Below are 20,167 nucleotides of genomic sequence, written 5' to 3'. Positions count from 1 at the left end.
ACAAAGTTGTGTAGATATCTATGCTCCTACCGTGAGGTGTTCAGGGTTAAGTTGAGGTTCAGAGGAACGCCTGCCGGTATTGCCCCGGCGTCGCGCCCAGCGCCTGGCGAAACCGGTTGGTAAAGTGGCTGGCGCTGGAGAACCCGCACGCCAAGGCAATTTCCCCTAGCGGCAATGAACCTTCGCGCAGCATCGCCTGGGCGCGGGTCAGGCGCCGGGCCAGTAGATATTGATGGGGCGGCAAGCCAAAGCTGGTGCGAAACATCCGTGCGAAGTGGTATTCGGACAAGGCACACAGCCCCGCCAGTTGCCCCAGGCCGATGGGCTCGGCCAGTTGCAAGTCGATGAACTCCATCAACTGCCGGCGCTGGTGCGTGGCCAAGCCACCTTTCAAACGCAGCCCTTCGCGCAGGCCGACCTGGCTGAGCAAGGTGTGGTTGAGCATCTCAAAGGCCAGGCTGCTGGTCAGCAGGCGTTCGGCGGGTTCCTGCCAGTTCAGGCTGATCAGTTGATGAAAGCGCCGGGCCTGCCGGGCATCTTCGAGAAAGGTGCTTTCGCGCAGTTGCAGCGCCCGTGGTTCGCGATCGAGCAGGGTGACGCACCCCAAGTCAAACTGTTGCGGGCTGATATACACGTGAGCCAGGCGAATCTCGCCGTTGATCACCCACGCCGACTGGTGTCCGGCAGGCAGGATGCACAGCTTGTCGGGGCCGCCCTTGGTGCCTGGCTGGTCACGCCTAAACGTGCCGGTGCCGCCGCTGATGTAGCAGGACAGCGTGTGATGGTCGGGGGCTTCATACGCCTGTGCGTCGTGGTGGTTGCTCCATAACGCCGCGGACAGGCCGTCACCGAGTTCGGCGCTTAGCTCCAGGCGAGCGTTCGGCGAGCGGTTCAGGGCTTGAAAGACTTGCAGGTTGTCCAGTGCTGGCATGTGAGTTCTCTCCGACGCCTTGCATCCTACTCCCGGCAACCGACGCTGTGAGCCCGCGCGACGATAAAAGCGCAAGAATCTGCAAGCGCGCGGGGCCATGGCGGGGCGAGACTGTGCTTCAACCACCGGAGTGCGCCATGAACCTTTCGCTGTATTTACTCACCGTGCTGATCTGGGGCACCACCTGGATTGCCCTCAAGTGGCAATTGGGCGTGGTGGCGATTGAAGCGTCAATTGTCTATCGCTTTGCCTTGGCGGCGCTGGTGCTGTTTGTGCTGCTGGTGCTCAGCCGCAAGTTGCAGGTGATGAACCGTCGTGGCCATCTGATCTGCCTGGCCCAGGGCTTATGCCTGTTTTGCGTGAACTTCATGTGTTTTCTCACGGCCAGCCAGTGGATTCCCAGCGGTCTGGTGGCCGTGGTGTTCTCCACCGCGACGCTGTGGAATGCGTTGAATGCCCGATTGTTCCTGGGCCAGAAAGTCGCACGTAATGTGTTGATGGGCGGTGGTCTGGGATTGTCTGGTCTCGGTTTGTTGTTCTGGCCGGAACTGGCAGGGCATACCACCAGTCCGCACACCTGGCTCGGCCTGGGGTTGGCGCTAGTGGGCACGATGTGTTTTTCGGCGGGCAACCTGCTGTCGAGCCTGCAACAGAAAGCCGGTCTCAAGCCATTGACCACCAACGCCTGGGGCATGGCGTATGGTGCGTCGATGCTGGCACTGTATTGCGTTGTGCAAGGCATTCCCTTCGACATGGAGTGGAACAGTCGCTACATCGGTTCGCTGCTGTACCTGGTGATTCCGGGCTCGGTGATTGGCTTTACCGCCTACCTGACGCTGGTCGGCCGCATGGGGCCGGAGCGTGCGGCGTATTGCACGGTGTTGTTCCCGGTGGTGGCGCTGAACGTGTCGGCACTGGTCGAAGGCTATCAATGGACCGCCCCGGCGTTGGCCGGGTTGGTGCTGGTGATGCTGGGCAATGTGCTGGTGTTTCGCAAACCCCGTGTCGTCGTGCCAGTGAATACATTTTGTAAGCCGAAGCAGATTTAATGTGGGAGCGGGCCCGTATCCCACATGTTGTTCGGTGTTACTTCAGGCCCAGGCGCTTGGCCATCCGCCCCAGGTTGGCGCGGTCCAGGCCCAGCTCGCGGGCGGTGCTGGCCCAGTTGTGCTGGTGACGTTCCAGGCACGCTTGTATGACTTGCCGTTGATAGTTTTCAGTGGCGAGGCGCAAGTCGCCGGTAACCGCAGGTGTTTCGGCTGGCTCCTCGATCTGCGGTGCGGCGGCACTGGGTAAGTCCAGGTCCGCAGCGCTCAGGCTGAGGATCTTCGGCCGGTCCCGGCAGTTGCCCAACGCCTTCAAGGCGCTGCGGCCGATCAGGTGCTCCAGCTCCCGCACATTGCCTGGCCAGGCATACCCCAACAATGCTGCCTGGGCGTCGCTGGTCAGGCGCAGGCTGCCCAGGCCCATGCGGGAGCGGTTCTGCTCAAGGAAAAAACCGGCCAGCAGCAACACGTCGCGACCGCGCTCGCGCAGGGCCGGGACCTGCAGCGGGTACACGCTCAAGCGGTGATAAAAATCCGCGCGATAACGCCCTGTGCGCACTTCCGCGGCCAGATCACGGTTGGTGGCCGCGATCAGACGCACGTCGACTTGATGCTCGGTGTCCGAGCCCAAGCGTTGCAATTGTCCACTTTGCAGCACCCGCAACAGCTTGGCCTGGACCGACAGCGACAGTTCCCCGACCTCATCGAGAAACAATGTACCGCCGTTCGCCAGTTCAAATTTGCCGCGCCGCTCGTTCAGCGCGCCGGTAAAGGCGCCCCGCACGTGGCCGAATAGTTCGCTTTCCACCAGGGTTTCCGGCAGCGCCGCGCAGTTGAGGCTGATCATCGGTTTTTCCGCGCGCGGCGAGGCGGCATGGATGGCCTGGGCCACCAGCTCCTTGCCGACCCCGGTTTCACCGGTGATCAACACTGTCAGGTCGCTACCGCCCACCAGTTTGATTTCTTCCACCAGGCGCTTGTGGGTTTTGCTCTGGCCGATCATCTCCTTGTGCTGTTGGCCGCTGGCCTGGCGATAAATCTCGGCGCGCTGGTGCTCGTCTTCGGCCCGCAAGGCCAGGCGTTCGATGCGCTCGGCGACATTGACGGTGGCCGCGGCGAGGCTGGCAAAAGCTTGCAGGGCGTCCAGTTCGACCTGCTCGAAGCGTTCGGTGTCCAGCGCATCCAGGGTCAGCAGGCCCCAGGGCCGGTCGTCGATAAACAGCGGGCAGCCCATGCAGTCGTGGATTTCAAGGTGGCCGTGAAGACCCGCGACCAAGCCGTCGTAGGGATCGGGCAGGCTGCTGTCAGTGTCGAATCGCGTGGGGCCGGCGCTGCTCAGCAATGCCTCGAAGCGCGGGTGTTCGCTGATTTTGAAGCGCCGCCCGAGGGTGTCCGGGCTCAAGCCGTCCACCGCCAGCGGCACCAGCCATTCACCGTTCAGACGCAGCAGCGCGGCGGCATCGCAGGGTAACAGGGCGCGCATGGCTTGCAGAAGGCGCCGGTAGCGTTCGCCTTCAGGCAATTCGCGGGACAGGTCGGCGACCAGCGGCAGCAAGGTGGTGAGCAGAGAGTGTGCAGTCATAATAACTCCTTGTAGTCTTTAAGACTATAATATGTAGGGGGTTATATTGACTATCTGTAATTTAAGCTGCTGATAAATAAGAAGTTATTAGTTGGCACGAAAACTGAGTGGTACAGAGTAATTATTCAGAAGCCCAAAAAGCTCAGGAGTCTCCCTATGCTTAGCGTTCAAGACCGTACCATCATCAAGTCCACCGTGCCGCTGCTGGAAAGCGGTGGGGAAGCGCTGATCACTCACTTCTACCGGATGATGCTGTCCGAATACCCCGAAGTGCGACCGCTGTTCAATCAGGCGCATCAGGTCAGCGGCGACCAACCCCGTGCGTTGGCCAACGGCGTGCTGATGTATGCGCGGCACATCGACCAGTTGGATCAACTGGGTGATCTGGTAGCCAAAATCATCAACAAACACGTGGCCTTGCAAATCCTCCCGGAGCATTACCCGATCGTCGGCAGTTGCCTGCTGCGGGCGATTTCCGAAGTGCTCGGCAGTGAAATCGCCACGCCGCAAGTGATGAGCGCCTGGGGCGCCGCGTATGGCCAGTTGGCAGACATCCTGATCGGCGCTGAAGCGGCGATCTATGAAGAAAAGGCGCAAGCCGTTGGCGGCTGGCGCGGGGCGCGGGCGTTCACTTTGGTCAAGCGCGTCGAGGAGAGCAGTGAAATCACCTCCTTCTATTTCGCGCCTGTGGATAACGGGCCGATCCTGACGGCGGAGCCTGGCCAGTACATCGGCATGAAACTGCTGCTGGAGGACGAAGAAGTACGCCGCAACTATTCATTGTCGGCACGCACCGATTCGGGCCAGTACCGTATCAGCGTCAAGCGCGAAGCGGGTGGACGGGTGTCCAACTACCTACATGATCAGTTGCAGGTCGGTGCGAGTATCGACCTGTTTCCGCCTGCGGGCGAGTTCACCCTGGCGGCCAGCGACAAACCGCTGGTGTTGATCAGTGGCGGCGTGGGTATCACACCGACCTTGCCGATGCTGGAAGCGGCCCTGGCCACCGAGCGTCCGGTGCACTTTATTCATTGCGCGCGCAACGGCGCGGTGCATGCGTTCCGGGACTGGGTCGATGCGTTGGCCGAGCGTCATCCGCAACTGACGCGATTCTATTGCTACGACGAGGACGACGGGGTCAGCCCGGCAGCGGACAAAATCGGTTTGCTCAGTCAGGAACAACTGGCGGCATGGTTGCCCGAACAACGTGACGTGGATGCTTACTTCCTGGGGCCAAAAGGTTTCATGAGCGCCATCAAGCGTCACCTCAAAGCCCTCGGCGTGCCTGAAACGCAAAGCCGCTACGAGTTCTTCGGCCCCGCCGCTGCCCTGGAATAAACCCACCGCTGTGTAGGCGCGAGCTTGCTCGCGAAGAACCTGAGGGCGCCGAGTTTATCCAGGTTCAACGCGTCATCGTTAACGCTCTTCGCGAGCAAGCTTGCTCCTACGGGGCATATGCCTGCGCATTAATCCTCTGTTAACGCCTCTCTGTTTTAACCTTGCTACGCCAACTGCTCACGTTTCTCGTGCTGCGTGTAAACTTGCGGCCATTGGCATAACGATTATCAGGCAAGGAAATGGGCATGAGTGACGAAATGCGGTTGGGACGCGAGCGGCGTTTCCTGGTGTTGCTGGGTATTATCTGTCTGGCCCTGATCGGCGGGGCGCTTTACATGCAGGTGGTGTTGGGTGAAGCGCCGTGTCCGCTGTGCATCCTGCAACGCTACGCTTTGCTGTTGATTGCCCTGTTTGCCTTTATTGGCGCCGCAATGCGTACCCAGCGCAGCGTCAGCGTATTTGAAGGGCTGGTGGTGCTCAGCGCGTTGGGTGGTGTGGCCGCCGCCGGGCATCATGTCTATACCCAGTTCTATCCCGCCATCAGCTGTGGTGTCGATGTACTGCAACCGATTGTCGATGACCTGCCCCTGGCGAAGATTTTCCCCCTGGGCTTTCAGGTCGACGGCTTCTGCAGCACGCCGTACCCGCCGGTGCTCGGCCTGTCCCTGGCTCAATGGGCGCTGGTAGCGTTTATCTTGACGGTGATCCTGGTTCCCCTGGGCATTTACCGTAACCGTAAAAACCACGCCTGAACCGATAACCCAGCGCCCCGATCTTGCATGAGCAAGGTCGGGGCGTTTTTGTTTGCGGCGGTTTTGTCAAAGGACCATGACGCCAGACAAGTTTGGTGCGCCACAACGTGCGACACGTTGTCACACTGAGGTTGCCGCAGGACGTTTCCCATCACGTGGTTTGCAGATTAATCGTGTCTCGGCCCGGCGGTTCAGCCTGTCAGTTGAGCGTCTGGCCCGCGCCGCGCGCGGCGTGATGTTCACATCTGGGAATGATGTCTGAATGCCTTGCGTTCAGGGGGCTTGAATGGGTTTCAGGAAGGGCGAAAGGGGCTCCTGGATGCGACAGAATGGCTAATGGCACGGCGTTTTTTGGGGTTTTTGTTGAGAATCAAACGCGATAAGATCCGGCGCTTTCGCGGGAATGGTGCAGGATTATTGCTGGAAACGATAAAAATTATTTCGTTATAAGTCATGGTTTATACATCGCTAGCTAACTACAATCGCCCGCACTGAGTGTCCGGTGCTGCTCAAGCCTGAGCAAAATAGGGCGGTCGAGAGGCGAGAATCTTGCTTCATGCGACCCCGGTGCCGGCAGCCTTTCAACTATCCGCACCAAATGGAATTGGTCTGTAACAAGGCCTTTGACCCACGAATTCGAATAAGAACTCACTGCTAAACCTGGACGTGTCGTTCCGCGCATGACGCGCCAGGCAGGCCCTTATTCAATCGAAAAGAAATGCCAACCCTTGGCAGGGTGAAGTGTTGGCGATCAAAACCCAACTGCATTGCGCAAGCTGCTTTAGAGGTCGTGAGATGAGTAAAAACAGGTACACCCGATTACTAGGCATATTGCCGCTTTTCGGCATGCTTTTGCTGGGAGGCTGCAACTGGACGTTGCTCGACCCTGTGGGGCAGGTCGGGGTGGAGCAACGTAACCTGATCATCACTGCCACTCTGCTGATGCTGTTGGTCGTAGTGCCGGTGATCGTGATGACCTTCGCGTTCGCCTGGAAATACCGCGCCTCCAACACCAAGGCTACCTACGCGCCGAAGTGGTCGCACTCCACCAAGATTGAAATCGCGGTGTGGCTGGTACCTGTACTCATCATCATCGCCCTGGGTTACATCACCTATAAGTCGACCCACGAGCTGGACCCTTACCGTCCGCTGGAATCCGACGTGCCGCCGCTCACCATCGAAGTGGTCGCGCTGGACTGGAAGTGGCTGTTTATCTATCCCGAGCAGGGGATCGCCACCGTGAACAAGATCGTGTTCCCGGCCAACACCCCGATTAACTTCAAAGTGACCTCTGACGCGGTGATGAACTCATTCTTCATCCCGGGCCTGGGTGGCCAGATCTACGCAATGGCCGGCATGCAGACCAAGCTACACCTGATTGCCAACCAGAACGCCGAGCTCGACGGTATCTCCGCCAACTACAGTGGCGCGGGCTTTACCGGCATGAAATTCAAAGCAATCGCCACCACCCAGGAAGATTTCAATGCCTGGGTACAAGAAGCCAAGAGCTCACCAAAACAGCTTGAACAAGCTGAATACGAAGCCCTTGCCAAGCCAAGCCAGAACAACCCTGTAGAGCTGTACTCCTCGTACACGCCGGACCTGTTTCAGAAAATCATCGATAAGTATGAAGGGATGAAACCAGGCAAGCCGGTCAAGCACGAGAAGAAAGAAGTGGCTGCTGTGGAAGGGACGGACGCAAATTCGCATTCAGCTGCCGGGGCAGAGGAGTAAACGATGTTTGGTAAATTAAGTTGGGAAGCGGTCCCGTTCCACGAGCCGATCGTGATGGTGACCATCGCCATGATCGCGCTGGGTGGTCTGGCACTGTTTGCGGCACTCACCTACTTCAAGAAGTGGACCTATCTGTGGACCGAGTGGCTGACGTCGGTCGACCACAAGAAAATCGGCGTGATGTACATCATCGTCGCCATGGTCATGCTGCTGCGCGGTTTTGCCGACGCGATCATGATGCGTACCCAGTTGGCCATGGCCACCGAGGGTTCGCCTGGCTACCTGCCGCCTGAACACTATGACCAGATCTTCACCGCCCACGGTGTGATCATGATCATCTTCATGGCGATGCCTTTCTTCACCGGCCTGATGAACCTGGCAGTGCCGCTGCAGATCGGTGCGCGTGACGTGGCGTTCCCGTTCCTCAACTCCCTGAGCTTCTGGCTGTTGGTTTCCGGCGTCGTGCTGATCAACCTGTCCCTGGGCGTCGGCGAATTCGCCAAGACCGGTTGGGTGGCCTATCCGCCGTTGTCGGGGCTGCAATACAGTCCGGGCGTGGGGATGGATTACTACATCTGGGCGCTACAGCTATCAGGACTGGGGACGACGCTGACGGGGGTCAACTTCCTGGCCACCGTGCTGAAAATGCGTACCCCTGGCATGAAGCTGATGGACATGCCGATCTTCACCTGGACCTGCACCTGGGCCAACGTGCTGATCGTGGCTTCGTTCCCGATCCTGACCGCTACGCTGGCACTGCTGACGCTTGACCGTTACATGGATTTCCACATTTTCACCAATGAACTTGGTGGCAATCCAATGATGTACGTGAACCTGTTCTGGGCATGGGGTCACCCTGAGGTGTACATCCTGATCCTGCCAGCGTTCGGTATCTTCTCCGAAGTGATCTCGACCTTTACCGGCAAACGCCTGTTTGGTCACCACTCGATGGTCTACGCATCGGGTGCGATCTCCGTACTGGGCTTCATGGTCTGGCTGCACCACTTCTTCACCATGGGTTCGGGGGCCAGCGTCAACGCCTTCTTCGGCCTGGCGACGATGCTGATTTCGATCCCGACGGGGGTGAAGCTATTCAACTGGCTGTTCACCATTTACCACGGCCGTCTGCGCTTCACCAGCCAGGTTCTGTGGACCCTGGGCTTCATGGTGACCTTCGCTATCGGCGGCATGACCGGCGTACTGCTGGCCATCCCGGGTGCTGACTTCGTGCTGCACAACAGCCTGTTCGTGATCGCGCACTTCCACAACGTGATCATCGGTGGTGCGGTATTCGGTTACATCGCTGGTTTCAGCTTCTACTTCCCGAAAGCGTTCGGCTTCAAGCTGCACGAAGGCTGGGGCAAGGCTGCATTCTGGTTCTGGATCACCGGCTTCTTCGTCGCGTTCATGCCGCTCTATGCACTGGGCTTCATGGGCATGACCCGTCGTCTGAACGCCAGCACCAACCCTGAGTGGGTACCGTACCTGTACATTGCCATGTTCGGTGCGGTGATGATCGCCGTGGGTATTGCCTGCCAGTTGATCCAGCTGTACGTCAGTATCCGTGACCGCAAGCAGAACGAATGTGTGTCGGGCGATCCATGGAATGCTCACACCCTGGAATGGTCGACCTCGTCGCCACCACCGTTCTACAACTTCGCCGTGCTGCCAAAAGCCGAGACGATCGATCCGTTCACCGAAGCCAAGGAAAACGGTACTGCGTACCAGCAACCGACTCGCTACTCGCCGATCCACATGCCGAACAACACCGCCACTGGCGTGGTGATGGGCGCGCTGTTGACGGTATTCGGTTTTGCGATGATCTGGCACATCTGGTGGCTGGCGATCGCAAGCCTGGCGGGCACCGTGATCTATTTCGTGATCCACGCGGCTCGTGATGATCAAGGCTACATGGTGCCGGTCGACGTGATCGAACGCATCGAAGCCGAGCAGCACGCTCGCCTGGTAGCCGAGAAGAAGATTCCGGCCAACCGTGTTGAAACCTCGTTGGAACAGGCTTAAACCATGTCGAACTTAGTGACCAATGCTGGACACGCCCATGTCGATGACCATGGGCACGATGACCACCACGACGCGGGCGAGATGACCGTATACGGTTTCTGGCTCTACCTGATGACCGACTGCATCCTGTTTGCATCGATCTTCGCGGTATACGCGGTACTGGTAAACAACGTAGCAGGTGGCCCGTCGGGCCACGACATCTTCGAACTGAATTACGTACTGGGCGAAACCGCCTTGCTGCTGTTCAGTTCGATCACCTACGGCTTCGCCATGCTGGCGTTCTTCCGTGGCAACAAGGCGGGCGTGCTGAAGTGGCTGGGCATGACCTTCCTGCTCGGCCTTGGCTTTATCGCCATGGAGATCAACGAGTTCCACCTGCTGATCTCCGAAGGCTACGGTCCTAGCCGCAGCGGCTTCCTGTCGGCGTTCTTCACCCTGGTCGGTACCCACGGTCTGCACGTAACCGCCGGTCTGATCTGGATGGCGATCATGATGTACCAGGTCAACAAACATGGCCTGACGTCGACCAACAAGACCCGCCTGAGCTGCCTGAGCCTGTTCTGGCACTTCCTGGACGTGGTCTGGATCTGCGTCTTCACCGTTGTCTACTTGATGGGGACTCTGTAATGGCTAATGCACACTCCCATGACAGCCATGATGTAAGCCACGGTAGCGTAAAGTCTTACGCCATCGGCTTCATCCTGTCGGTGATCCTGACAGTTATTCCGTTCGGCCTGGTGATGTACCCAACCCTGCCGAAGGCCATGACCCTGGCCATCGTGATGTTGTTTGCAGTGATCCAGGTGATCGTTCGCCTGTATTACTTCCTGCATCTGGATCGCTCCCAGGCCCAGCGTAACAACGTGATCGCTTTTGTGTTCACGGCGATTGTGATCCTGCTGCTGGTTGGCCTGTCGTTGTGGATCATGTTCAGCATCCACACCTACATGATGGCGAAGTGAGGTAAGACCCGATGTCGCTTAAGCACTTTATCCAAATCACCAAACCGGGGATCATTTTCGGTAACGTGCTTTCTGTGGCAGGCGGCTTCTTCCTGGCCTCCAAGGGGCATGTCGATCTGGCCATCTTCCTGGCGGCAATGATCGGCACTTCCCTTGTGGTGGCTTCCGGTTGCGTGTTCAACAACTGCATCGATCGCGATATCGACATCAAGATGGAACGCACGAAAAACCGTGCGCTGGTTCAGGGGCTTGTTTCCCTGAAACTGGCGCTGGTTTTCGCGACCCTCCTGGGTGTTGCCGGCGTCGTGTTGTTGTACAAGGTGGCCAACCCACTGGCGGCGCTGTTTGCGGTCATCGGGTTTGTCATCTACGTCGGCCTGTACAGTCTCTACCTCAAGCGCAAGTCGGTTCACGGCACGCTGGTGGGCAGTCTGTCGGGCGCGATGCCACCGGTGATTGGTTATGTGGCTGTGACCAATAGCTTCGACATGGCTGCGCTGGTGCTGCTGGTGATGTTCAGCCTGTGGCAGATGCCGCACTCTTACGCCATCGCGATCTTTCGCTTCAATGACTACCTGGCTGCGTCGATTCCGGTATTGCCGGTCAAGCGTGGCATCCAGGTGGCCAAGAAACATATCCTGCTCTACATCCTGGCCTTCCTCGTGGCGACCTTGATGTTGACCTTCAGTGGTTACGCCGGCATGAGCTACCTCGCCGTCGCCGCCGCCATGGGCATGTACTGGCTGTACATGGCCTGGACCGGCTACAAGGCGGTGGATGACACCGTCTGGGCGCGCAAGCTGTTTGTCTTCTCGATCTTCACCATCACCGCGTTGAGCGTGATGATGTCCCTGGATTTCCAGGTGCCGAAAGAGTTGCTGCTGACCTACGCCAACTGAGTGCAGGTGTATTGAAAAGCCCCGCCCTTCGAGAGAAGCGCGGGGCTTTTTCATGGCTGCTGCGACCCTGCCGCCTGCGCTTGCAGCACACCCTGTAGGAGCGAGCTGCTCGCGAAAAACCAGAGACCGTTGCGAGGTATCAGGTTTCCCGCGTTATCGTTGACGATCTTCGCGAGCAAGCTCGCTCCTACGAGGGGTGGGGTTGGGTTATTGCGCGGCGATGCTGTAGCCATCAAACGCGGTCTGCTGTTGCAGCGCGGTCACGATGTTCTTGCGGGTCAGTGGTTGTTCGGCACCGGCGTTATCCACAAAGATCTCGCTTTCAAGCTCAGCTTCATCGCCTTCACCGACAAAGGTAAAACCGAGGAACTCAAACGCCTCACGGTCGACATTCGGTTTGGCGCGTGGCGAGCGCAGCGGCAGAGTGACGCTGATGCCGTCCTTGCTGATGGCAAACACTTCCATTTCCTTCTTCGCCCGCGCGGTTTTGCTTTTACCGCTGCTCGGGTTGCTGATGGCCTGGTGAGTCTGGTTCAGGACCTTGAGGGCCAGGCCGTAGACCAGTTCCTGAAACTGGGGATCGTCCTTGAAGCAGGAGAGAATACGGCTGATCGAGAATTTGCTGCTCAGGTCTTCCAGCGCGGCGGTGTCGGCGGCCTCGGCGTCCTTGAGTTGCTTGAGCTGGCCCATTAGATCGTAGGCCTTGTCATCGTCGAAGGCGTCGTGAGCCTGGCGGATAGCGACGCGCAATTCGCGGATCTGGTCGCTTTCCCTGGAGGTGTGGAACGCGTCCAGCACCATTTCACTGATGCTCTTGGCCGCGGGCACATGCTGTGAAAGATTGATGGCGTTTTCGTATTCAGCTTTGGACTGCAAGGTGACTACGGATTCTTCGGTGCGGGAATCGGACATTGAAATTTCACTACTTCAGTAAACGGGGAGACGGGAAAAGCGTCGGGCATTTTCAGGGGCGAGGCTGACCAGGTCAAGGCGGCACTCTGCCCACGGCGTCAGGTCCCGCTGATTCAATCCAGCGTGCGCAGGCATGCCTCGAGGATATCCAGGCCTTCCTCCAGTACTTCAGGCTCAATGGTCAGGGGCGCCAACAAGCGGACAATATGTCGGCTTTTGCCGCTGGGCATCAGCAGCAGACCGGCATCCCGGGCCAGGCTCAGCAGTTGGCTCAATTGGGCGGATCCCGGGGTGCCGTCGGCAAGCAGCAACTCGATGCCGCGCATGGCGCCGACGCCGGTCAGGCGGCCCAGATAGGCGGAGATTTTTTTGCTTTTCCATACGGCGTGGCGCCGCACGATAGCGGCTTCCTGCTGTTCGCCCCAGGCCTGCAAGTGTGCATCGGTCATCACATCAAGGGTGGCCAATGCGGCCGCGCAAGCAATCGGATTGCCGGAATAGGTGCCGCCCAATCCGCCTTTGGGCAAGGTGTCCATCAGCGCTCTGCGCCCGACCACGGCACCCAGCGGTACGCCGCCGGCGATGCTTTTTCCGAGCAGGATCAGGTCCGGTTCGATGCCCAGGCGCGAAAAGGCAAAACGCTGACCGGTGCGGCCAAAGCCGGACTGGATCTCATCGGCGATCAACAGGATGCCGTGCTCATCGCACAGGCGCCGCAGGGCCTTGGCAAACTGGCTGTCGAGGGCCAGGAAACCCGCTTCACCCTGGACCGGCTCAACGATGAAACACGCGACGTCATTAACGTCGATTTCGACGCTGAACAATCGCTCCATGGCGTTGATCGCATCGTCGCAGGTCACGCCGTTGTCCGCACTGGGGTAGGGCAAGTGGTACACGGTGCCGGGCAGGACGCCGACTTTTTGTTTGTAGGGCGCGACCTTGCCGTTGAGATTGAGAGTGGCCAGGGTACGGCCATGAAACCCGCCATCAAAGGCGATGACCGCTGTGCGCCCGGTTGCGCCACGCGCGATTTTCAGGGCGTTCTCGGCCGCTTCGGCACCGCTGTTGGTGAGCATGCCACTGACTGGATAACTCACCGGAATGAAGGCCGTGAGGCGCTTCATCAGTTCGATATAGGGCGCATGGGGCGCGGCGTTGAAGGCGTAGTGCGTGAGCCGGGTGGCTTGTTCGCGAATGGCCTCCACCACGCTCGGGTGGCAATGGCCCAGGTTGAGTACGCCGATACCGCCGACAAAGTCGATATAGCGTTTGCCGCTGGTGTCCCAGACTTCGGCATTTTTACCGTGGCTGAGGCTGATGGGGTGGACGATGGAAATCGACTGGCTGATGGATTCGCGACTCATGGGATCCGGGACTCGAAAAGGGCAAACGTGTCCCTATCTAAGCCGTGAGCCGCACGTGCCCGCAAACGAAATAAAGTCGCCGGGTCATTATTAAAAGTCGGGATGTGCTGCGACGTATTCCACCATCCAGCTCAAAAACGCCTTGACCTTGGGAATCTCGCCGGCGTGTTCGGCATGCGCGATAAAGTGTGCGCCGGCGCTGGGCATGGCGTAATCCCAAGGAATCATCAGGCTGCCCTGGGCCAACTCCTCGGCGACCAGATACTGCGGCACCAATGCCACGCCATAGCCCGATTGCGCTGCGCGAATGCACATGTAGAACGTATCGAAACGCGGACCGTGGTAGCTGTTTTGCGAATGCAGGCCCTGTTCCAGAAACCACTCATGCCAGGCTTCGGGTCGCGAGGTGCATTGCAGCAGGGTATGGCGCGAAGATGCGTCGCTGCCCGGTGCAACGAAACCTGGCGCGCAGACCGGCACCACGACTTCGCGAAACAGCTCGATGCAGGTCGCTCCCGGCCACGAGCCCTGGCCGAAGAAAAATGCGATATCGGCCTTGGCCTGCAACACGTCGAACGGCTCCAGTTCGTTGCGGATATCCAGATGAATGTTCGGCTGCCTGGCCGCGAAATCCTTGAGCTTGGGGACCAGCCAGCGGTCGCCGAAAGTCGGTTGGGTGGCGATGCGCAGTACTTCGGTTTCGCCGCCGTAGGTGAGGATGTAGCGGCTGGAGATGTCGACCTGAGTCAGGATCTTGTGCACCTCGGCCAGGTACAAGGCACCCGCTGGCGACAGGTATAAACGCTGGCGCACCCGTTCGAACAGGTTGTGGCATAGCATCTCCTCGAGCTGGGCCACTTGTTTGCTGACGGCACTTTGGGTCAGGTGCAGTTCTTCGGCGGCCCGTGTGAAGCTCAGGTGGCGGGCGGCGGCTTCGAAGCATTGCAGGGCTGTCATCGAAGGGGTCAAGCGTTTTGAAATCATGGGAGTTCATTCCAAATCGGAAGGAGCCTTTGCCTAAACGTCGTTTGTGAGCCAGGCCTAAAGCCGTTGATACTGAGCGGCAATACTATAAACCGGCCCGGCTTTTCGGCGCCGAACAATAAAAATCGACAGGGAGCGCCTTGCATGAAAAACCTGAAAAATACCTTGGCCGCACTCGCCGCCGCCACTGCATTGGGGCTGGCCGGTAGCGCTCAGGCTGGGGCGACGCTGGACGCGATTCAGAAGAAGGGCTTTATCCAGTGCGGCGTCAGCGACGGTCTGCCCGGCTTCGGTGTGCCGGACGCCCAGGGCAAGATGACCGGCATTGATGTGGATGTGTGCCACGCGGTGGCCGCCGCGCTGTTCGGCGACGCCTCGAAAGTGAAATTCAGCCAACTGACTGCCAAGGAGCGCTTTACCGCGTTGCAGTCTGGGGAAATCGACCTGATCTCGCGCAACACCACCTGGACCAGCTCCCGTGATACCGGCATGGGCCTGGTTTTCACCGGGGTGACCTATTACGACGGTATCGGCTTTCTGGTGAACACTAAACTGGGGGTGAAACATGCCAAGGAGCTGGACGGCGCGACCCTGTGTATCCAGGCCGGCACTACCACTGAGCTGAACGTCTCGGATTACTTTCGCGCCAACGGCATGCAGTACACCCCCATCACCTTCGACACTGCCGATGAAAGTGCCAAGGGCCTGGAAGCCGGTCGTTGCGATGTGTTGACCACCGACCAGTCGGGCCTGTATGCCCAGCGGATCAAGATGGCGCACCCGGACGAGTTCATCGTGCTGCCCGAGGTGATTTCCAAGGAGCCTCTGGGTCCATTGGTGCGCAAGGGCGACGATGATTGGTTCAGCATCGTCAAGTGGACGCTGTTCGCCATGCTCAATGCCGAGGAAATGGGTATCACCTCGCAGAATGTCGAAGAGCAAGCCAAGACCACTAAGAACCCGGATATAGCACGGTTGCTGGGCGCCGACGGCGAGTATGGCAAGGACCTCAAGTTGCGCAAGGATTGGGTGGTGCAGATCGTCAAGCAAGTGGGCAACTACGGCGAAGTGTTCGAGCGCAATATCGGCCAGGACAGCGTGTTGAAGATCCCGCGCGGGCTGAATGCCTTGTGGAACAACGGCGGCATTCAGTACGCGCCGCCGGTTCGCTAGACGTTCATGACGACACCGTGTTCTTGCCCGCCGCCTTGGACTGATACAGCGCCTGGTCCGCCCTGGCCATCAGGGTGGCGGGCGCCTCGTTATCATGGCGCTGCACCACCCCAAGGCTCAAGGTCACCTTGAACTCGCCGATGCTCGGTAAATCGAGGATTTCCTGGCGGACTCGTTCGGCCAGCAATCTGGCGGTTTCAACGGTGCTTTTGGGCAGGATCAGCATGAATTCATCGCCCCCCCAACGCGCCAGCAGATCGTCCTGGCCTACGCAGCGTTCCAGGTGTTCCACCACCTGCAACAGCGTGGCGTCACCCACGGCGTGACCGTGTCGGTCGTTGATCGGCTTGAAGTCGTCGATGTCCATGGCAATCAGTGACAAGGGCAAGCGAAACCGTTGGGCGCGGTCACATTCTTCCAGCAGGACTTTTTCCAGGCGATAGCGATTGGCGATGCGTGTCAGGGTATCGCGTTCAGCCAGGGAGCGATTTTCGTCCAGTTGCAGCTGCAGTTGCTGATTGACCCGGGACAATTCACGGGTGCGCTCGGCTACCAGCGCCTCCAGGGATTGGTTGCGTCGCTCGAGCTGTTCCAGCGAGCGTTTACGCGCCTGGATACTGCGTTGCGCGCCGACCATCCGTGACATTGAACCGTCGGCGTTGCGCGCGATCACGTAGCCGCGATCTTCGATCCACAGCCAGGTACCATCCTTCTTGCGGCAACGATACTCGGCTTGATAGTGCGGGGTGTGGCGGTTGATGTAGTCGTCAAAGGCTTTCATCACGCGGGGATAATCGTCGGGATGAATCACGTTTTCCCAGGTGAAGACGTTATTTTCCAGGGAGTGGTGGGCATAACCCAGCATTTCGTACCAGCCGGGATTGCGATAGACGAATCCGGTATTGGCGTTCCAGTCCCAGATACCGTCACTGACCAGTTCCATGATGGCATGGAGCATGTCTGTATGGAGGTCGGAGCATTCGTTCTTCAACGGGCTCATACCGGATGTATCGTCCATCTGCGCGCTTCCTGCGAAGGTATTGGCCGGAAATAGCCAGTCAGGTGTAAACGCCGATACTCCGTGGCTGCGGTACTTTACAACGAGGTTTGGTAACAGAGAAAGAGCCTGTCGGAGCGAGGCAAAGTGCCACTATTTGCGAGCGAGGCGCTAACCGCGCCTACTGTGGCTCTACCATGCGGGTGCTGGGCGAACCGTCGGCATTGTGTTGATAAATCGCTTCGGGTTGACCCTGTTCGTTGAAGAACACCTGTCCGACGCCCGCACTGTTCCATAACCGCTCGCCGGCCTCGGCATGTTCTGGGGTATGTGGCATCACTTGCATGCGTCGCCGGCGTGTCAGCCAGTTCAGCGGTGAGCGAGGTGAATAGAGCCAGCGATTAAGCCGGTCGAACCATTCCAGCAAGCTGCGGGGGAACTCGTTCTTGATACCGCTGCTGGTGATCTGCCAGATTTTCGGCCCGGCGTCGCGATGGCGGATCAGCACTTCGTAGACAAATGAATAATGCACATCACCCGACAGGATCACGTAGTTGCCCGGTGTGCGTGAGTGACGAAATATATTCAGGATCACTTGCGCCGCCCCACGATGGGCCATCCAGTTTTCGGCATCGACCAATAACGGATAACCGCACCAGCTGAAGACTTTCTGTATGGCTTCGATCAGCTTGACGCCGAAGATCGGCGTCGGCGAAACGATGATGGCCGACGGATGATCCAGCAGTTCGTGCTGCAACTCGCTCAAGGCTTCCCAGTCCAGCAGGCCGGACGGTTGCTTGAGCGTGAACTCGCTGCGCCAGCGCCGGGTACGGGTGTCGAGTACCACCAGGGCCGGCGAGGTTGGCAGCACGTAATGCCATTGCTGGAATTTCAACAACTCACTCAGCAGTTCGTCCTGGGCGGATGCGTCCAGGTGGTTGTCCCGCGTCTGGGCCGCGGTGGTCAGGGCCAGGGTTTTATTCAGCAGCGCTGCGAAGGCATCCGGGTTGTTACCCCAGCCCTGGCAAAGCATGTAGGCCAGCAAGGCATTGCCGATGATGCGCTTGGAGAACGGGTTGCCGTAGGCGGTCGCTTCCCATTGGGCGCTGAGATTCCAGTCATCGGTGACGTCGTGGTCATCGAAAATCATCAGGCATGACACGTGGGCGAACACCCGGGCCACTCCATTCAGGCCGTCGCGGAACCTGTCCACTTGCAGCTGTTCTCGGGCATAGCGCGCCCGTTCTTCATCGTCAAGGCGTGGCGGTGTCGGGCAGATCAGTGTCCAGGGGGTTGGCGACCAGACCAGCAAGTACATCGCCATGACTTCGGCAAAGGTCACCAGATGATTGTCAGCCGTGCTACTGGTGAAAATCGGCTTCTTTACCCCACCAAAAAAACGCTCGCGCAAGGTCTCGTTGCTTTCCAGGGCCGGCAGCAGGTCGGCGCGATGGTAGTAGCTGGCCGGGTGATCGTAGAGCCGGGTGCTGTCATCCACCACGGCGCCGTCCAGGTACTCATCGAACAGACCCAGGCGGGCGATCAACCCATGAATTGCCCGCAGCATCGGACCCGCCACGTCGTCGGCATAGACCTGGTCGCCGCTCATCATCAGCAGCGCCGGGCTGTGTTCGGGCGTGCGCGCCTCGGCCAGCACGCGGTCGACACACAGCAGGCCTTCGTCGGCGTAATGGTGGGGTTTGCGGCAAGAACCGTGCATCAACTGACGGATACGACTGTGCAGGACAAAATCCGCGGTTTGGGCATTGCCGTACAGCAGATGGGGCGCCCATTCGGCGATGCCCGACGGTTTGCCGTTGGCTTGCGCGATCAGCAGGTCATAGCTGATCGACACATCGTGGGGCAGAGGACTTTGCAGTGGCACGTCGATCAGGTGGATAAACGCCGCACGCCCGACGGGAACGACTTGGCAGCGTGTGGCGTCCAGAACGACTTCAAGCGTCTGGGGATTCTGGTCCTGGATCCAGCTCAGTTTCAGAGTCAATGCCAGGGGGCGACTGCCCACCAGCCATAACACCAGGCGTCCCGGTTCGAGACGGCGCAGCAAAGGGCCGGCAAGTACGGCGGGCAACAGGTCGGGGTGAGGCATGGAGAATACGGCTCTGGGCAATAGCGGACTGGATAGCGTAGCGCAATGGATGTCAGCGTTTTGTTAAGGCCTGTGTGCAGGCAGACAGGGGAATACCGCTGTCTGCTTGTTTAGAGAAGAGTGCCGCGCCCCGGGCTATCCTGTGCGATAAACGTCTTGCGCCAAAATTATGCCTTCGTGTCGAGGCGGGTGGTCGAAGGTTCCCCCTGGGCTATCAGCCAGCGCAGCAGGTCGCTCACCGCCACGCGGTGCTGGCGTTCGGTCCAGCGTACGCCTTGCGGGCTGTAGTGTTCCACATAGCGGCTGAGTACCAGTTGACGGTGGTCCGGCGACAACTGCAAGCGCGTTTCATGACACAACAGAGCGCGGTTGCCACGCTTGCGTACCTGATGGTGCAACAGCATCGAGTCGGCTTCAGAAATCATCGCCCTGGCCCTCTGCGCAGCGGTTTGTGGGGGGTGTGGTGGCGCCTTCCTGGCCTTCCCGCACATAGGCGGCACGGTGCTCGGCGACCACATTACGCAAGGCGCTGTAATAGTCGGGCAACTGCTGAAGGCTGTCGGTCAATGGCAGCAATGACGCGCGGGTGTCCACGGTGCCTCCCACCCGATTGACGGTGCCCAGGGTTTGTACGGTGTCGCTGTCGCCCAATGGCGCCACCAGGAAGCCCAAGACCTTGCCGGCGGCATCCCGGCTGTTACTGGTACCCAGTAACGGCAGCTCGAGGATAGGCCCGTTGCCAATGCCCCACACACCGAAGGTCTGGCCGAAGTCGGCGGTGTGACGCGGGATACCGATGGCCCCCGAGACATCCAGCACGCCCACCAGGCCCACGGTGGTGTTTAGCGCAAAACGTCCCAGCGTGTTGATGGAACGCAGCGGATTACCCTGCAACAGGTCATTGATAAAAACCTCGGGTTCGCTGAAGTTGCTGGAAAAGTTATGCACACCCTGCTGGAAGAACTCCGGCAAGTGTTGGTAGCCACGGGCCACAGGCGCCAAGGCATAGTCGTCGACGGCCCGGTTAAACGCGAACACCCCACGGTTGAGCGATTCGGCGGGATCGTAGACGGGGTAATCGACCTGTGCGCAACCTGTGGTGCTCGTCGCAGGCGCTGGGCTGGCGCAGCCTGTCAGGTAGGACACGGTCAACAGCAGCACGGCCTGGCGAGCCAGGTGTCGGGGATACGTTTGCGCACGCATAAGCACACTCTCCGAAAAAGGGAGGTTGATGCTGGCATTCGTGGTTTGCCCGAAGATGTCTGCTTTATTGCGCCTTTGACGCTTTATTGCACGATTGAAATATATGACGGGGCGTGCCGAATGGTTTTGAATGGTGCTTCGACCAACCCGAGTGATGC

18 protein-coding genes are annotated in these 20,167 nt (G+C 59.1%); 9 read left to right on the top strand and 9 right to left on the bottom strand.

Annotated elements, in window-relative coordinates:
* Nucleotides 1–58: 58 nt before the first annotated feature.
* Nucleotides 59–931: a helix-turn-helix domain-containing protein gene (locus tag BLU75_RS17760; RefSeq protein ID WP_084379945.1), complete on the bottom strand. Its 873-nt coding sequence runs from the start codon at nt 929–931 to the stop codon at nt 59–61.
* 137 nt (nt 932–1,068) lie between these two features.
* Here BLU75_RS17760 and BLU75_RS17755 point away from each other — a divergent pair, with 137 nt between their 5' ends.
* A complete protein-coding gene (locus BLU75_RS17755; RefSeq protein ID WP_084379946.1) occupies nt 1,069–1,980 on the top strand; it encodes a DMT family transporter in 912 nt (303 codons plus the stop codon).
* A gap of 37 nt (nt 1,981–2,017) precedes the next feature.
* Here the strand turns inward: BLU75_RS17755 and norR are convergent, their stop codons facing one another.
* Nucleotides 2,018–3,559: a nitric oxide reductase transcriptional regulator NorR gene (gene norR, locus BLU75_RS17750; protein WP_084379948.1), complete on the bottom strand. Its 1,542-nt coding sequence runs from the start codon at nt 3,557–3,559 to the stop codon at nt 2,018–2,020.
* A 156-nt stretch (nt 3,560–3,715) separates the two neighbouring features.
* On the opposite strand from norR, the gene hmpA reads away from it, so the two are divergent.
* The 7 genes from hmpA to cyoE all read left to right on the top strand — a co-directional run bounded on the left by hmpA (nt 3,716) and on the right by cyoE (nt 11,266).
* Entirely contained in the window at nt 3,716–4,897 is a 1,182-nt protein-coding gene (gene hmpA / locus BLU75_RS17745) for an NO-inducible flavohemoprotein (RefSeq protein ID WP_084379949.1), read from the top strand.
* A 245-nt stretch (nt 4,898–5,142) separates the two neighbouring features.
* Nucleotides 5,143–5,649 (top strand): disulfide bond formation protein B, encoded by a 507-nt coding sequence (locus BLU75_RS17740; protein ID WP_084379951.1) that lies wholly within the window; start codon nt 5,143–5,145, stop codon nt 5,647–5,649.
* Nucleotides 5,650–6,444: 795 nt separating this feature from the next.
* Entirely contained in the window at nt 6,445–7,383 is a 939-nt protein-coding gene (cyoA, locus tag BLU75_RS17730) for a ubiquinol oxidase subunit II (protein WP_084379953.1), read from the top strand.
* Nucleotides 7,384–7,386: 3 nt separating this feature from the next.
* Entirely contained in the window at nt 7,387–9,405 is a 2,019-nt protein-coding gene (gene cyoB / locus BLU75_RS17725) for a cytochrome o ubiquinol oxidase subunit I (RefSeq protein WP_084379955.1), read from the top strand.
* A gap of 3 nt (nt 9,406–9,408) precedes the next feature.
* Nucleotides 9,409–10,032 (top strand): cytochrome o ubiquinol oxidase subunit III, encoded by a 624-nt coding sequence (cyoC, locus tag BLU75_RS17720; protein ID WP_084379957.1) that lies wholly within the window; start codon nt 9,409–9,411, stop codon nt 10,030–10,032.
* The gene (cyoD, locus tag BLU75_RS17715; protein WP_090221516.1) at nt 10,032–10,367 is read left to right on the top strand and encodes a cytochrome o ubiquinol oxidase subunit IV; all 336 of its coding nucleotides are present in this window, start codon (nt 10,032–10,034) and stop codon (nt 10,365–10,367) included. The genes cyoC and cyoD overlap by 1 nt, the downstream gene beginning before the upstream one ends.
* Before the next feature lie 11 nt (nt 10,368–10,378).
* The gene (cyoE, locus tag BLU75_RS17710) at nt 10,379–11,266 is read left to right on the top strand and encodes a heme o synthase (protein WP_084379960.1); all 888 of its coding nucleotides are present in this window, start codon (nt 10,379–10,381) and stop codon (nt 11,264–11,266) included.
* Between the two features lie 207 nt (nt 11,267–11,473).
* Here the strand turns inward: cyoE and BLU75_RS17705 are convergent, their stop codons facing one another.
* The 3 genes from BLU75_RS17705 to BLU75_RS17695 form a co-directional block, all read right to left on the bottom strand.
* Complete coding sequence (locus tag BLU75_RS17705) at nt 11,474–12,178, bottom strand: hypothetical protein (protein WP_084379962.1); 705 nt, start codon at nt 12,176–12,178, stop codon at nt 11,474–11,476.
* Nucleotides 12,179–12,291: 113 nt separating this feature from the next.
* The gene (locus tag BLU75_RS17700) at nt 12,292–13,542 is read right to left on the bottom strand and encodes a 2-aminoadipate transaminase (RefSeq protein WP_084379963.1); all 1,251 of its coding nucleotides are present in this window, start codon (nt 13,540–13,542) and stop codon (nt 12,292–12,294) included.
* Between the two features lie 90 nt (nt 13,543–13,632).
* Entirely contained in the window at nt 13,633–14,526 is an 894-nt protein-coding gene (locus BLU75_RS17695) for a LysR substrate-binding domain-containing protein (protein ID WP_084379965.1), read from the bottom strand.
* Between the two features lie 144 nt (nt 14,527–14,670).
* On the opposite strand from BLU75_RS17695, the gene BLU75_RS17690 reads away from it, so the two are divergent.
* Entirely contained in the window at nt 14,671–15,699 is a 1,029-nt protein-coding gene (locus BLU75_RS17690; RefSeq protein ID WP_084379967.1) for an amino acid ABC transporter substrate-binding protein, read from the top strand.
* Between the two features lie 4 nt (nt 15,700–15,703).
* On the opposite strand, the gene BLU75_RS17685 is transcribed toward BLU75_RS17690, so the two are convergent.
* The 4 genes from BLU75_RS17685 to BLU75_RS17670 form a co-directional block, all read right to left on the bottom strand.
* Entirely contained in the window at nt 15,704–16,717 is a 1,014-nt protein-coding gene (locus tag BLU75_RS17685) for a diguanylate cyclase domain-containing protein (protein ID WP_084379968.1), read from the bottom strand.
* A gap of 160 nt (nt 16,718–16,877) precedes the next feature.
* Nucleotides 16,878–18,806 carry an alkaline phosphatase D family protein gene (locus BLU75_RS17680; RefSeq protein WP_084379970.1) on the bottom strand — a complete coding sequence of 643 codons (1,929 nt, stop codon included), beginning with the start codon at nt 18,804–18,806 and terminating at the stop codon, nt 16,878–16,880.
* A gap of 167 nt (nt 18,807–18,973) precedes the next feature.
* Nucleotides 18,974–19,231, bottom strand: a complete 258-nt coding sequence (locus BLU75_RS17675) for a hypothetical protein (RefSeq protein WP_084379972.1) — start codon at nt 19,229–19,231, stop codon at nt 18,974–18,976.
* The gene (locus BLU75_RS17670; RefSeq protein WP_084379974.1) at nt 19,221–20,009 is read right to left on the bottom strand and encodes an MlaA family lipoprotein; all 789 of its coding nucleotides are present in this window, start codon (nt 20,007–20,009) and stop codon (nt 19,221–19,223) included. Before BLU75_RS17670 ends, BLU75_RS17675 begins: the two co-directional genes overlap by 11 nt.
* Between the last annotated feature and the right edge of the window lie 158 nt (nt 20,010–20,167).

The organism is Pseudomonas mucidolens (genome assembly GCF_900106045.1).
Classification (GTDB): domain Bacteria; phylum Pseudomonadota; class Gammaproteobacteria; order Pseudomonadales; family Pseudomonadaceae; genus Aquipseudomonas; species Aquipseudomonas mucidolens.
The sequence above is the reverse complement of the archived record's forward strand: the minus strand, read 5'-3'. Positions and strand labels throughout refer to the sequence as shown.

Excerpts from the sequence above, each read along its gene's own strand:
- BLU75_RS17670 (WP_084379974.1), bottom strand. The coding sequence starts at position 20,009 with ATGCGTGCGCAAACGTATCCCCGACACCTGGCTCGCCAGGCCGTGCTG.
- cyoB (WP_084379955.1), top strand. The coding sequence starts at position 7,387 with ATGTTTGGTAAATTAAGTTGGGAAGCGGTCCCGTTCCACGAGCCGATC.
- BLU75_RS17695 (WP_084379965.1), bottom strand. The coding sequence starts at position 14,526 with ATGATTTCAAAACGCTTGACCCCTTCGATGACAGCCCTGCAATGCTTC.
- BLU75_RS17755 (WP_084379946.1), top strand. The coding sequence starts at position 1,069 with ATGAACCTTTCGCTGTATTTACTCACCGTGCTGATCTGGGGCACCACC.
- BLU75_RS17705 (WP_084379962.1), bottom strand. The coding sequence starts at position 12,178 with ATGTCCGATTCCCGCACCGAAGAATCCGTAGTCACCTTGCAGTCCAAA.
- cyoC (WP_084379957.1), top strand. The coding sequence starts at position 9,409 with ATGTCGAACTTAGTGACCAATGCTGGACACGCCCATGTCGATGACCAT.
- cyoE (WP_084379960.1), top strand. The coding sequence starts at position 10,379 with ATGTCGCTTAAGCACTTTATCCAAATCACCAAACCGGGGATCATTTTC.
- BLU75_RS17760 (WP_084379945.1), bottom strand. The coding sequence starts at position 931 with ATGCCAGCACTGGACAACCTGCAAGTCTTTCAAGCCCTGAACCGCTCG.
- hmpA (WP_084379949.1), top strand. The coding sequence starts at position 3,716 with ATGCTTAGCGTTCAAGACCGTACCATCATCAAGTCCACCGTGCCGCTG.
- norR (WP_084379948.1), bottom strand. The coding sequence starts at position 3,559 with ATGACTGCACACTCTCTGCTCACCACCTTGCTGCCGCTGGTCGCCGAC.
- cyoD (WP_090221516.1), top strand. The coding sequence starts at position 10,032 with ATGGCTAATGCACACTCCCATGACAGCCATGATGTAAGCCACGGTAGC.
- cyoA (WP_084379953.1), top strand. The coding sequence starts at position 6,445 with ATGAGTAAAAACAGGTACACCCGATTACTAGGCATATTGCCGCTTTTC.
- BLU75_RS17675 (WP_084379972.1), bottom strand. The coding sequence starts at position 19,231 with ATGATTTCTGAAGCCGACTCGATGCTGTTGCACCATCAGGTACGCAAG.
- BLU75_RS17690 (WP_084379967.1), top strand. The coding sequence starts at position 14,671 with ATGAAAAACCTGAAAAATACCTTGGCCGCACTCGCCGCCGCCACTGCA.
- BLU75_RS17685 (WP_084379968.1), bottom strand. The coding sequence starts at position 16,717 with ATGGACGATACATCCGGTATGAGCCCGTTGAAGAACGAATGCTCCGAC.
- BLU75_RS17740 (WP_084379951.1), top strand. The coding sequence starts at position 5,143 with ATGAGTGACGAAATGCGGTTGGGACGCGAGCGGCGTTTCCTGGTGTTG.
- BLU75_RS17680 (WP_084379970.1), bottom strand. The coding sequence starts at position 18,806 with ATGCCTCACCCCGACCTGTTGCCCGCCGTACTTGCCGGCCCTTTGCTG.
- BLU75_RS17700 (WP_084379963.1), bottom strand. The coding sequence starts at position 13,542 with ATGAGTCGCGAATCCATCAGCCAGTCGATTTCCATCGTCCACCCCATC.